Source organism: Paenibacillus sp. FSL F4-0125 (assembly GCF_038008565.1).
Taxonomy (GTDB): Bacteria; Bacillota; Bacilli; order Paenibacillales; family Paenibacillaceae; genus Paenibacillus_AQ.
Window position 1 is genome coordinate 2,887,552 of record NZ_JBBOZJ010000001.1, and the last position, 13,526, is coordinate 2,901,077.

Annotated in this window: 12 protein-coding genes; all 12 read left to right on the plus strand. The window is 42.4% G+C overall.

Annotation, left to right across the window (positions count from 1 at the left end; genetic code table 11):
• Positions 1-217 precede the first annotated feature (217 nt).
• The 12 genes from NST74_RS12485 to NST74_RS12540 all read left to right on the plus strand — a co-directional run bounded on the left by NST74_RS12485 (position 218) and on the right by NST74_RS12540 (position 13,491).
• Complete coding sequence (locus tag NST74_RS12485) at positions 218-1,573, plus strand: ABC transporter substrate-binding protein (protein ID WP_341112312.1); 1,356 nt, start codon at positions 218-220, stop codon at positions 1,571-1,573.
• A gap of 185 nt (positions 1,574-1,758) precedes the next feature.
• Complete coding sequence (locus NST74_RS12490) at positions 1,759-2,712, plus strand: carbohydrate ABC transporter permease (RefSeq protein ID WP_341112313.1); 954 nt, start codon at positions 1,759-1,761, stop codon at positions 2,710-2,712.
• Positions 2,709-3,572, plus strand: coding sequence for a carbohydrate ABC transporter permease (locus NST74_RS12495; RefSeq protein ID WP_341112314.1), 864 nt, complete (start codon positions 2,709-2,711; stop codon positions 3,570-3,572). The genes NST74_RS12490 and NST74_RS12495 overlap by 4 nt, the downstream gene beginning before the upstream one ends.
• 83 nt (positions 3,573-3,655) lie before the next feature.
• Positions 3,656-5,380, plus strand: coding sequence for a cache domain-containing sensor histidine kinase (locus NST74_RS12500; RefSeq protein WP_341112316.1), 1,725 nt, complete (start codon positions 3,656-3,658; stop codon positions 5,378-5,380).
• Between the two features lie 33 nt (positions 5,381-5,413).
• Positions 5,414-6,760 carry an ABC transporter substrate-binding protein gene (locus NST74_RS12505; protein WP_341112317.1) on the plus strand — a complete coding sequence of 449 codons (1,347 nt, stop codon included), beginning with the start codon at positions 5,414-5,416 and terminating at the stop codon, positions 6,758-6,760.
• 16 nt (positions 6,761-6,776) lie between these two features.
• Positions 6,777-8,375 (plus strand): response regulator, encoded by a 1,599-nt coding sequence (locus tag NST74_RS12510; protein WP_341112319.1) that lies wholly within the window; start codon positions 6,777-6,779, stop codon positions 8,373-8,375.
• A 170-nt stretch (positions 8,376-8,545) separates the two neighbouring features.
• Positions 8,546-9,610 (plus strand): fatty acid desaturase, encoded by a 1,065-nt coding sequence (locus NST74_RS12515; protein WP_042126991.1) that lies wholly within the window; start codon positions 8,546-8,548, stop codon positions 9,608-9,610.
• Positions 9,611-9,771: 161 nt separating this feature from the next.
• A complete protein-coding gene (locus NST74_RS12520; RefSeq protein WP_341115876.1) occupies positions 9,772-10,908 on the plus strand; it encodes a sensor histidine kinase in 1,137 nt (378 codons plus the stop codon).
• The gene (locus tag NST74_RS12525) at positions 10,908-11,510 is read left to right on the plus strand and encodes a response regulator transcription factor (protein WP_341112320.1); all 603 of its coding nucleotides are present in this window, start codon (positions 10,908-10,910) and stop codon (positions 11,508-11,510) included. The genes NST74_RS12520 and NST74_RS12525 overlap by 1 nt, the downstream gene beginning before the upstream one ends.
• Before the next feature lie 126 nt (positions 11,511-11,636).
• Positions 11,637-12,722 carry an aspartate-semialdehyde dehydrogenase gene (gene asd / locus NST74_RS12530; protein WP_341112321.1) on the plus strand — a complete coding sequence of 362 codons (1,086 nt, stop codon included), beginning with the start codon at positions 11,637-11,639 and terminating at the stop codon, positions 12,720-12,722.
• A gap of 115 nt (positions 12,723-12,837) precedes the next feature.
• Positions 12,838-13,230, plus strand: coding sequence for a hypothetical protein (locus NST74_RS12535; RefSeq protein ID WP_341112323.1), 393 nt, complete (start codon positions 12,838-12,840; stop codon positions 13,228-13,230).
• A 78-nt stretch (positions 13,231-13,308) separates the two neighbouring features.
• Positions 13,309-13,491, plus strand: coding sequence for a DUF3934 family protein (locus NST74_RS12540; RefSeq protein WP_042127002.1), 183 nt, complete (start codon positions 13,309-13,311; stop codon positions 13,489-13,491).
• Positions 13,492-13,526: the final 35 nt, after the last annotated feature.

The window sequence follows — 13,526 nt, forward strand, 5'->3', positions numbered from 1 at the left end:
TTAGCTGTAGCGGACATATTCGTAGTCTCTTAACAATGTCCTACCCTGGTGGGGAAAACAAATTTTATGGTAATGAACTTTGAGTCCTCTTATGAGGGCTTTTTTATTGAATCAGAAATATTTCCACCATAAATCGGAAGTTTGCCTCCTCAAAAAAAGAATATAAACCCTGTAGACTAAATCTTGTAAGAGAAACCTTTGAAAGGGGTACAGGGGAATGAATAAAGTAAAACACTTGGCGCTTTCGTTAGTCGCTATCATGCTCGTAGGTTCACTGGCAGCATGCGGAGGCAACAACGCCGAGAACAACGCATCAAATAAAAATACAGGTAACAACGCAGCAAGCACAAGTGAACCAACAAAAGATGAGGGTACTGAGCCTGCTGAGAAAATCGAACTCTCTTTCTGGACACTCGGGAACGTGAATTATGAGGATCTAGCGAAGGAGTACACGAAGGAACATCCTAACGTTACGATCAAGGTTCAAAATACGGGTGACCAAACGGCTCATCATAATAATTTGACCACAGCATTGTCTGCTGGATCGGGAGCACCTGATATTTTCCAACTTGAAATCGGTTTCATGGAGCGTTTTATCAATGCACAGGATAAATTCTATAACCTGAATGATCTTGGTGCTAAAGATATTCAAGCGAACTATTTGGATTGGAAATGGAAACAAGCCTCTTCAGTAGATGGCAGCTTCCAATTGGGTTTACCTACAGATATCGGTCCGACCGTTGTTTATTACAGAACAGATTTGGCGGAAGCAGCAGGATTACCAAGTGACCCGGAAGGATTCGGCGGGGCCATTGATACTTGGGACAAGTTCGCTGCTGTAGCCAAAGCATTTAAAGAAAAGACAGGTAAGCCTTTTGTAGATCTTACAGATCTTACCTTTAACGCATTGCGTGACCAATCCGCGGATGAAATCTACTTCAGCAAAGCGGATGGCAGCTTTATCGGAGACACCAACCCGCAAGTTCGCAAAGCTTATGATTTTACGGTTAAAGGTATCCAAGAAGGTTGGATCAGCAATCTAATGCTCTGGTCTCCAGAATGGGGCCAAGGAATGAACGATGGATCTTTTGCAGTCGTCATGGGACCGGCTTGGATGGCGGGAAATGTTAAGAGTAATGCTCCAGATACTACTGGAAAATGGAAAATCGCACAGCTTCCTGAAGGTGCTGGTAACTGGGGTGGTTCGTTCCTGACACTGCCTAAAGAGGGCAAACACTCGAAAGAAGCTTATGATTTCATCGCTTGGATGGATAACAAGGATAATCAACTGGAATCATTCAAGACAAAAGGGCTGATGCCTTCCATTCCTGCCCTGTACGAAGATCCTGCATTCGTAGATTTCAAGGATGAATTCTTCGGTGGTCAACAAACCGCAGTTGAATTTGGTAAAGCAGCTAATCGTGTAAAACCTGTGTACTACGGTCCACTTCATGACCAAACCGATACCTTCTTCAAAAATGCACTGAAAAACGTGTTGGAGAAAAAGGCTGATCCGGCCAAAGAGTGGGATGAAGCTGTTAAACAAGCGAAGAAACTAGCTGAACGCAGCTAAGACTTCCAACAGAAAGAGTGCAATGTCTGAAAGGTCCGGATTCATGGAGAACAGCATTCTCTGTGAATTCGGATTTAATTATTAGAATTTATTAGTTTCACGCAATACTTCATAAACGTTTACCGTCCTAATAAGGACGCCGAAGACGTTTTTGCTTGATACGTTCGATTACCTGGAGGTGTGACATGGCACAACCTGTTATCTCGAGTCCGCATGCCGAGAGCAAACGCCCGTTTTTAACTGAACAAAGAAGGAGCCGCATCACTGCGTATACTTTCATTTCTCCTTTTTTTATTCTGTTCTCGATATTTGGACTATATCCGATCTTCTTTACGATCTACCTCTCATTCTTTAAATGGGACGCCTTGAACCCTATGAAATTCGTAGGGATGAAAAACTATGAACTGGTCACAAGTGATCCTACCTTTTGGATTTCTTTTAGCAACACCTTAATAATGGGGCTGCTCGGAACGGTTCCGCAGATCCTATTGGCGCTTTTGATTGCCGTTTTGTTGAATTCAGGAATGACTCGGTTTAAGAAAACATTCCGGGTACTCTTTTTCATGCCGAATATTACGTCTATCGTTGCAGTTACCCTGGTGTTTAGTACGTTGTTTGGGAACAACGGAATGATCAACTGGATACTTAACGGACTAGGGCTTGATAGTATGGCCTTCAACTCTGGCTGGTGGGGAGTCAAAATCGCGATCTCAACCATGGTGATGTGGCGCTGGACAGGGTACAATGCCATTATTTTTCTATCAGGACTTCAAAGTATTCCTACAGATCTATATGAAGCGGCTCGAATTGATGGGGCGAACAGAAGACAACAATTCACCTTCATTACAATGCCACTTCTGAAACCTTTTATCGTATTCGTCACTTTACTGTCGACCATAGGTGCCTTGCAGTTGTTTACTGAGCCTTATGTATTCCTGGGCCAATCAGGTACGGGATCTACTCGTCAGGAAGGTATTACTATGGTTACTTATTTGTACAGCGAGGCATTCCGCAATGGATTCTTCGGTACGGCGGCGGCTACAGCAGTTCTGCTATTTGTGGTCACGATTATATTCTCTGTCCTTAATATGCTGGTCTCAAGCCGCATGGGTGGAGATACAGGAGGGGGTAAAGCGTGAGTACAGTGCGTCTATTTAAAAAAGATCCGGATGATCTTGGGATTTTCGGAAAAGTTGGATTTTATCTCCTACTGATTCTTGGTGCGCTCGTGTCCATCTTTCCTTTTTACTGGATGTTTGTGGTTGGCACAAACGATAGGGGTGCAGTCTTCCATGTTCCACCTTTGCTTACGGTTGGGAACCAGTTTTTTGACAATTTCCAGCGGGTACTAGATAAAACAGATTTCTTTCAAGCGCTAGGTAACTCATTATTCGTCTCGTCCATGGTAACCATCTCGGTCGTATTTTTCTGTACACTGGCTGGTTATGCTTTTGCTAAATATGAATTCCCGTTTAAAAATATTCTGTTCTACTTTGTAATTGCCACTTTATTTGTACCCCAGCAGCTTGGTGTGTTACCTACTTACGTTATTATGGCCAAGCTCCACTGGATCGACTCTTTCAAGGCGCTGATTGTTCCGGCTATGGTTAATGCCTTCGGGATTTTTTGGATGCGGCAGTACATTTCTACAGCTGTACATACGGAACTGATCGAAGCTGGACGGATCGATGGCGGGGGACATTTCCGGATCTTCTGGAACATTGCCATTCCAGTCATTACACCAGCTATGGCTACACTAGGCATACTGAATTTTATGACCGTATGGAATGATTTCTTTTGGCCTTTGGTTGTGTTAAAGAATCAAGAGCATTTTACGATACAAATCGCGCTCCAGCAGTTATTCTCCAATCGCGACGGTCTGGATTATGGAATGATTATGTCAGCTACGTTTACGGCAACCTTGCCGCTGCTGATCGTATTCCTGTTATTTAGTCGCTGGGTGATTGCGGGACTTACTTCAGGAGCTATCAAGAGCTGATCTTACTTTTTGTCTTTACAAGGGAATAGGCGGTTTCGTGAAGAATACTAGAGGACAGAGACAGCTGGGGGAAGGGGAATACCATGAAGCTCCGCCGTAAAATCTTGTTCGCTATTATTCTTCTCGTCTTTATTCCGGTGATACTAATGGGGATCGTAACATACGTTAATTTTTCTAACGCTATGGAGAAAAAATCAAGTAACTTCTACTGGGTTTCATTGCTCGAAACAGATCGAAAGCTCAAATTTGCACTTAGTGAAATCTCCTCAATCACAAATGCTGCGATCACACAACCGGTTATTCAACAATCGCTTAAGCAGACTAACTTTGTGCTCACCTATGACCGCAAGCAGGAACTCAACAATTTACTCATTAATCATCCGATGATTACTTCATTTAGTTTATATAGTAAAGATCGGCTGCTTTATCAATACAATGCGCCGATGTCTTTTGAGGAGATGAAGAAGCAGAGTTGGTTTAATGCGATGGAAAGCGCTGAGGGGCGCCCTGTATGGTCTGGCCCCGGAGAGAATGGTTCGGCATTATCCGGTCACCCGGTACTAGTACAAGCCAGAGTGATTAAAGATTATTATTCTCTTGAAGATATCGGCTATTTGGTCGTTAATGTTAAACCTGATTTACTGGATCAGATTTTTTGGGAAGCAGCAACTCTGAAGAAGGGTGATATTTTACTAGTGAACAAGCTAGGGAATATCGTTTTTAACAAATCCGGTGAACATATTGGGCAGCGCACCGAGTTCCCTTTTTTAGAAAATGATTATGCCAAGGAACAAAACTATTACATCGACAACTATCAGGGGGAAAAATCACTCATCACTTTCCTTCCTTCACATAATAAAGACTGGTATTTGGCAGCGATTACACCGATGAATCTAATCTCTTCGGAATCTATATCGATTCGTAACATTGCGATTATTTTGGGTACGGTTTCATTGTTATCCGCTATTTTATTTGACCGATATTTTGTAAGAAGACTCGTTTATAGCATTAACAGCGCGGTCAACGGGATGAAGCGGGTGAAGCAGGGGATTTTTACACCTATCACTACACGATACCGTGCGGACGATGAAAGTGATTTGTTGATTGATGGTTTTAACCGGATGAGTACACAGATCAACGAGTTGATTGAGCAGGTGCAGACGGAGCAGGGCCGGAAGAAGGAAGCAGAAATGAAGGCATTAATGGCGCAAATTAATCCTCATTTTATTTATAATTCACTCGAATCAATTAATTCGATGGCTGTGCTGCAAGGTAATAAAGACATTAGTAAAATGGTCATTTCACTCGGCAAGCTGCTGCGAATCAGTATTAGTCAGAATCAAGAGCTGATACCGCTGCAAATGGAGTTCGAGCATGTTCGCCATTATCTGGATATTCAGAAGTTCCGTTTTGAAGATAAATTCTCATACATTATAAATCTTTCGGAAGGTCTTAGAACGTTTATGACTCAAAAGCTGATCGTTCAGCCCATTGTAGAGAATGCATTGTATCATGCGATTGAGCCGATGGAGGACCCTGGAATCATTGAAATCACAGCCTATGAAATGGGTACGGATATGATCATTATCGTAAAAGATAACGGCCCGGGATTCGACTTAGCGAAAATGATGAATCTATGGGATAACGAGGGAAGCGGACATAAAAAATACAGTGATAGCGGTGTAGGGCTTAAGAATGTACATGAACGCCTGAATATCCGATTTGGCAGCCCATACGGCTTACTTGTGTGTTCTTCCCCTGGATTTGGTTCGACGATTCGAATCCGAATTCCAAAAATACTGCCATAATCGATCATCAGATGGAAATAGGGGGAGTTTGACATGAAATGGGTGTTGAAGTGGGGCTGGATGTGGATTTATCTAGTGCTGATAACTGGCGCTGTTTTATTTATTACTTTAGGAGATCACGAACCGATTGAAGATAATTCACCAGAAAAAATAACGCTGACTTTCCGTCATTTCTGGATTAAAGAGCATGATCGGCCACTGCTGGCTATCTTTGAAGAGATTGTGGATAAATACCAAATTGCACATCCGAATGTGAAGGTTAATTTTGAAGGACTTGACCAGACGATACACCGTGAGCAAAAGCTGAAAAGCGAGATGGTTACAGGCACGCCACCTGATATGTTTGTCTTATTTGGCGGAGCTGAAATAGAACCATATGTGCGCTCTAATCGCCTGGTTGATCTGACTGATTTTGTACGAGAGAACGGTCTATCCAATCAATTTAAGGATCTGCATCTATGGACCTTTAATAACCATATTTATGGATTGCCCATCGAAGGGAATGCTGAACCGCTATACTTCAATAAAACTATATTCAACAAACTTGGTCTCGAGGCGCCTACAACGCTTCAAGAACTCGATAATGTCATACTGAAGCTCAAGGACGGAGGATACATTCCGTTTGCACTCGGGAACGAGGATCGTTGGCCTGCCGGGATTTTTGCACATTATTTAATGGATCGTTATGCTGGTTCCGAATTGATCCAGAAGCTGATCACAGGTGAAGATCAAGCCAGCTTTCAGAATGAGTCTTATTTAAAAGCGTTTGAGCATTTGGAGCAATGGATAAAAGAGGGTGCTTTTAGTCCCCAGTCTAATGATCTATCGACAGAAAATGCAGTCGGTTTGTATACAAGCGGCAAGGCTGCGATGTATTTAAACGGGAACTGGGATATCAATTTATTTTCTGGTAGTGCGGCTCCAGCTGATTTTCAGAATGAGGTAGGTGTTATTCCATTTCCTGCCTTGAAGCAAGGCGAGGAGCCTTCAATTGCGGGAGGCTACACTATAGGCATTGGTCTTTCATCCGAATTAAATGGAGCTAAACGGGAAGCCGCTTTGGATCTTTTGAAGGCTTTTTACACACAGGAAATTCAGACTCGAATTGTATATGAGGGACTAAGAATTCCGTCTATTCGTATTGCATTTGATCCGGAGAAGACCGGTCCGGTATTCGCGCAAGTGATGGATATGATGGAAGAGAACCGCAAAAGCTTTGTGCCTTACGATAATGTGTTATCACCTGAGGTTAAGAAAACGTTCCTAAGTGTCATCGAAAAAATGATTAACGAAGAAATGTCTGCGGATCAAGCCTTAAAGCAAGTGCAGGGATCATCGTTGCAATACTGGAATCTGATCCAAAACTCAAATGTTCAATAAGCATGGAGGTGCTGAAATGGATGAGATACAAGAGAAATATAAAGTACTTCTCGTAGATGATGAGCCGATTATTCTTCGTAGTCTTAAGGTGGCTATTCCATGGGATGATCTGCAGATGGAGATTGTGGGAGAGGCTCGAAATGGAGAATTGGCCCTCCGCCTAATAGATGAAATTACGCCGCATATTATAATTAGCGATATCCGCATGCCTGTGATTGACGGCATCACTTTGATGAAGGAAGTATTACCAAGGAATTCTAAGCTGGTATTTATTTTTATAAGTGGATATGGGGAGTTCGAATATGCGAGAGAAGCTTTGCGTCAAGGAGCCTTTGATTATTTACTGAAACCCATCGATCATGACGAACTGGTTGAAATGCTGCACCGAGCGAAAATGAGGCTGGATGAGCAAAAAGAGAACGATCAGATGATTCATTCCGTGCAGATGCTATCTGTGCTCGCTCGTGAACGGATGTTTGCTGAAATCACGTTGGGAAATGCAAGGCCGCTGGAGCACCTGAAATGGCTGGAGAACAGTGAACTTGAGAGCGGATATTTTATGGCGGTTGTTCAATTGGATGATTATTCTGTGCTTACCGGGCAGTGGAGTGTGGAAGAAAAACGACTGTGGCTGTTTGCAATCCGTAATATTGTTGAAGAGTGGTCGCTGGAGCATGGCGTGCTTACGGTCTTCCCTTTTCATAACGGAGAGTGGGTTTTGCTCTTTCCTGGATCTTTAAGTGCGAGTAGAAGAGAACTTGGTGAACAATTGATTTCTGGGATCAAAAGGTACTCCAAGCTAAGCTGCTCTGTAGGAATCAGTCGCTGTACACAAGGTATTGATCAATTAAGTACGGTATATCCTTTGGCTGCGAAGGCTTTGTATCAACGTTTCTATTCTGGTCTTGCTGGGGTGTTTATAGATGAGGAAACAACATTTCCAGGCAATAAAGAAGTAAAGTATCCTAAAGAACTGGAGACCTCACTGATAGAGAGCATTCGTACTTTAAATAGAAACCGAATGTCATCTTTGTTCGATGATATGGCACTATATATTGAAGCGCAAGTCATTCCTAAAGAGATTGCAGAACGTCTTCTTGTGGAGTTGGTTGTTGTGCTATACAGGCATTTTGAACATTTGAATCTAAACTCGGATTGGTCTTTACATGGATTACTAAGCAAGCTGCACCATTTCGGTACCTTGAGTGAAATGATATCTGCTCTGAAGGAAGAATTTGTGGAGCGATTGGATCAAGGAAGTAAACCCGTGAATCGAGAGGACACACGCAGCACCATCGAGAAGACGAAACGTTACATCGAGAGTAATTACCATATGGACTTAAGTATTGAAGAAGTATCGGAACTTGCCGATCTTAGTGTCAGTCATTTTTGTACTTTATTCAAACAACTCACAGGCTATACCTTCTTGGAGTATGTGACTCATTGTCGAATGGAGAAGGCGAAGTATATTTTGCAGAGCAGTAATGTAAAGGTGTATCAAATCGCTCCGCTTGTTGGTTATCAGGACCCAAGATATTTTACTCAGGTCTTTAAGAAAGCTAGTGGTCAGACACCTACGGAATATCGAGAAGAGCATACGAGGCAAGTTAATTAACGAAAAAGCACATGGATATATAGTAAAAGGGGGAAATTCAGGGCATAAGTATGACATTTATCATACTCTTCACTTGATGTTTATGACTTATAGGATGACGCTTCATCTTCTATACTGAGATTAGATGAAAAGATCCTTAGCCAGACACATCAAGGAGGAAACGATAAAAGATGACTACAAAACAGACATCACAGCTCTCCAGTCTTAAAAAGAGTGTAGCCCCTTACGAAAAAAACGACCGCAATGCGAGCATAAGACAGCTCATTAATACTTTAGGGCCACTTGTGCTGTTATGGGGCGGAGCTTATTTCTCTTTATCCGTTTCCTACTGGCTTACCCTTTTGTTGGCCATTCCTGCAGCAGGATTTGTAATTCGAACTTTTATTATTTTCCATGACTGTACACATGGTTCGTTCTTTAAGAATCGTAGAGCGAATGACATTATCGGAACGATCACAGGTGTATTAACGCTTGTTCCCTATCGGCAGTGGAAGCATAGTCATTCCATTCATCACGCCAGCTCCAGCAACCTCGATAAAAGAGGGATCGGTGATATATGGATTATGACTGTCGACGAATATGAAGCAGCTTCATTCTGGAAACGTCTGTATTACCGGATTTACCGTAATCCGATCGTGATGTTCGGAATTGGACCTATTGCTGTGTTTATGATTCAGTATCGCTTTAATGCTAAAGGCGCTAGACGTAAAGAACGGATGAATACCTATTTAACAAACGTATCTATTGCAGCGCTCTATGCTTTGCTTATATGGGCGATCGGCTGGCAAGCCTTTATCATGGTGCAATTGCCAATAGCTTTTGTATCCGGCTTTCTCGGAATATGGTTGTTCTATGTGCAGCATCAGTTCGAGGATTCTTACTTCGAGAATGAATCGGAGTGGAGCTATGTTATGGCTGCAGTAGAGGGAAGCTCATATTACAAGCTACCTAAGCTATTGCAATGGATTACAGGGAACATCGGGTTCCACCATGTCCATCATTTAAGTCCAAAGGTACCCAACTATAATTTAGAAAAAGCACATAATGCTACGCCACCATTGCAAAAAGCGACGACTATAACACTTAGTTCTAGCCTGAAGGCTCTACACTTCCGTCTTTGGGATGAAGAGAATAAGAGCTTCATCAGCTTTAAACAGATGAAGTCGAGACTAAACAAACCTAAGGTAGCAGCAGAAGTCTTGCAAGTTCATAAGACTAGACTCCAAGGCGAATAATAACTATCGGTTCGAACAAAATAGGAGTACAGAGAAAGGTTAGAGCCGGAGATATTATTCGTGGCTCTAATCTTTTTCTATTTTGGATAGTGGATCAACAGATTTTCACTGAATTTGTGCTAGAATAAGGAGAGTAATGTATGGTAAAAAGGAGAGCGGTCATGCAAAAGTGGCATCATATTTTTCATAAAAGCACAGGTCTATCCCCTTATGTATGGGTCGTTTTTTACATTCTACCGTTTTATTTTATATTTCGCTCCTCCTCTACCTATCAAGTCGTTTCGGGAATCTTGATGATTGCTGTATTTTTTGTATGTTATGTACTTTCTTTTGTTTCTAAAGGCTGGCTGGTGTATTTCTGGACGAGTGTTCAAATTATAGTGTCTATAACGATGACTCTTTTGTTCGGATATATGTATTTTGCGCTTTTCCTAGCCTTTTTTATTGGGAACATACAGAATCGAGTAGGTTTCTTCACGCTGTATTCTATCCATCTGTTAACTACTATCATTACAATCAATTATGAGCTGCTTTCGCGTAATTCAGTGTTTATTAGTCAACTTCCGTTCGTGCTTGTAAGTATGATTGCAGTGATTCTACTTCCAATAAGTACCTATAACCGAAATAATCAAGGTAAGTTACAAGATCAATTGGAAGATGCGAATAAGCGGATCTCCGAACTCGTTAAGATTGAAGAACGCCAACGGATTTCGCGGGATCTTCATGATACTTTAGGTCAGAAGCTCTCTTTAATTGGTCTTAAGAGTGACTTGGCGGGGAAGCTAATTGATTCAAATCCTACGCAAGCTAAAGCTGAGATTGATGATGTACGACAGACAGCGAGAAGTGCGCTGAAAGAGGTTCGGGAAATGGTTACGCGAATGCGAGGCATTCGGCTTGAAGATGAACTTATCCATATTCAGCAGTTTCTTGCAGCTGCTGAGATTGATTTTATTTTGGAGGGGAATCCGAAGCTAACAAACACCTCATTGATTACGGAGAATGTCCTCAGCATGTGTATAAAGGAAGCTGTCACTAATGTTGTGAAGCACAGTGGGGCAAAGTCTTGCTCTATTCTAATTGAACCCTCACGGACGGATCTAGTCATTAAAGTGAAAGATGATGGGACCGGTATACCTGGGAATGATCTTTATTTTAAAGGTCATGGGCTGCAAGGCATGAGAGAGCGTCTTGAATTCGTAAATGGCTGTATGGACATCGTGAGAGATAGCGGGACTACAATTGTAATTAAAGTACCCAATGCATTCAAACATCAGGAACAGGAGGTCATCCTATAATGATTAAAATTGTAATCGCTGAGGATCAACGAATGCTCCTTGGGGCGCTGGCTTCTTTACTCGATTTAGAAGAGGATATGAAGGTCGTAGGCCGAGCAAGCAATGGGGAAGAAGCTGTAGCTATGGTTCAGCAGCTTAAACCGGATATCTGTATTATGGATATTGAGATGCCGGCGATGAGCGGTCTTGACGCTGCAGAAGCCCTGAAGAATAGCGGCTGCAAAACGATGATATTAACGACCTTTGCTCGGGCGGGATATTTCGAACGTGCGCTCAAGGCGGGGGTTCACGCTTATTTACTGAAGGACAGCCCTAGTGAAGAGCTGGCCCTTTCTATCCGGAATGTAATGACAGGCAGACGTATGTATGCACCAGAGCTGATGGATGAAGCTTACAGCGGTGAAGTGAATCCATTGACTCAGCGGGAGAAGGAAGTGCTCGGACTGATCGCTGATGGTAAAAATACGAAAGAAATTGCCAGTGAGCTGTACATTACCACCGGTACAGTACGGAATTACATTTCGGTTATTCTTGATAAGCTAGACGTAGGGAATCGGATTGAAGCGATCACTCGATTTAAGGAAAAAGGCTGGTTTAAATGAATATCTTAAATTTTTTAATGTTATTTTGATGTTAACACTCGCCAAATGTTCTCCAGCCGTATATCATTAATTATCGGCCTATTATTCACTAATAGGACAGTTAATCAAAAGGAAGTGTATTTTCTGATGTCAAGAAAGCTAAGAGCCGGGATAGTTGGCGGCACAGGAATGGTAGGTCAGCGTTTTATTGCCCTTCTAGAGAATCATCCTTGGTTTGAAGTAACTACGATTGCTGCCAGTGCTAGATCTGCTGGGAAAACGTATGAAGAATCGGCCAAGGGCAGATGGAAGCTATCCACACCAATGCCTGAGAACGTGAAGAATATTATGGTCCAAGATGCTTCTAAGGTAGAAGAAGTAGCTGCGGACGTGGATTTGATCTTTTGCGCAGTAGACATGAAGAAAGAGGAGATTAAAGCGCTCGAGGAGGCTTATGCTCGTACGGGTACTCCAGTAATCTCTAATAACTCAGCGCATCGCTGGACGCCTGACGTGCCTATGGTTATTCCTGAAATTAACCCGGAGCATCTTGAGGTTATAGCGCAGCAAAGAAAACGTCTGGGAACAGAGACCGGGTTCATTGCTGTTAAACCTAACTGCTCCATTCAAAGTTATGTGCCTGCACTTCATGCACTTAAAGAATTCAACCCGTCCAAAGTTGTAGTTACAACCTACCAAGCGATTTCCGGTGCAGGTAAGACTTTTGCTGACTGGCCTGAAATGCTGGACAACGTGATTCCTTACATTGGTGGGGAGGAAGAGAAGAGCGAGCAGGAGCCTTTACGGATCTGGGGAAGTGTTCAAGAGGACGGCATCGTAAAAAGTGAAGCGCCAACCATTACTTCGCAGTGTATTCGTGTGCCTGTAGCCGATGGTCATATGGCTGCTGTATTTGTTTCTTTTGAGAAGAAACCATCTAAAGAAGAGATTCTGAACCTCTGGAATAGCTTCAAAGGACGCCCTCAAGAGCTTGAGCTGCCTAGCGCACCTAAACAGTTCATTACCTATTTCGAAGAGGAGAACCGTCCTCAGACCAAACTGGATCGTGATATCGAGAATGGAATGGGCGTATCAACAGGCAGACTTCGGGAAGATGCCATCTATGATTACAAGTTCGTAGGTCTCTCCCATAACACCTTGCGCGGAGCTGCTGGCGGGGCTGTATTGATTGCTGAGCTTCTGAAAGCAGAAGGTTATATTCAGCCTAAATAAGATATACAGGCTCTAAAACGGTTCTGAAATAGATACCTCATCAAAGCTTAGTCTTTGGTGGGGTGTTTTTTATTGAACGCATTTGGTGAAATAAGTTAGGAAGGAGCTGATATATTTGTATAAATATTTATTAGCTTTTATATTATTACCGTTAATACTATTCAATAGCGGATGCACATCATCAACTCAAGAAGTACAAGAGTATGGAGTGTCTTCCATTAATGAGGGAATTCCTATTCCGAAAAATGCTAAAGAAATCGAAGTGACGACAACTTCCAATAACCCCAATATAAAAATAGGAGTAAAGTATGAATTGAAAAATATAGGGGGAGAACTAGGTCTGTATCCACCTGAAAGCTATCTCAATAAATTAAGGGATTCAGGGTGGGTGGAGTTGAAGGATAAGCGTTTGGGGCATGTGCAATTTTTCGAAAAAGAGGATACCGTAATTGCCATTGAAATACACGAAGATACCTTTAGTATTTATGAAATGAATAAAGATGCTTAAACAGAAACAAGAAGAGTGTGGTAAGATAGGTTAAGTGTATAAACTATACGAATTCTGAATGACTGACGGAGTGATATGATGGGTGCAAAAAGTAAAGGTGGCGGCACGGGCAGAGGTACGGGGAGTAAAGGCTGGACACGCTGGAACAAAACAGCAAAACCAGTTAAACCTGCAAAAGGTGCCCCAACCACGGGTCCAGGCGCTAAAGATGCAAATGGAAGCAAGGGCAATAACGTGAAAAAAAGTGGAAGCACGAAATAGCTCCCTTAAACTAGGTTATTCCTGAAAGTTAACAT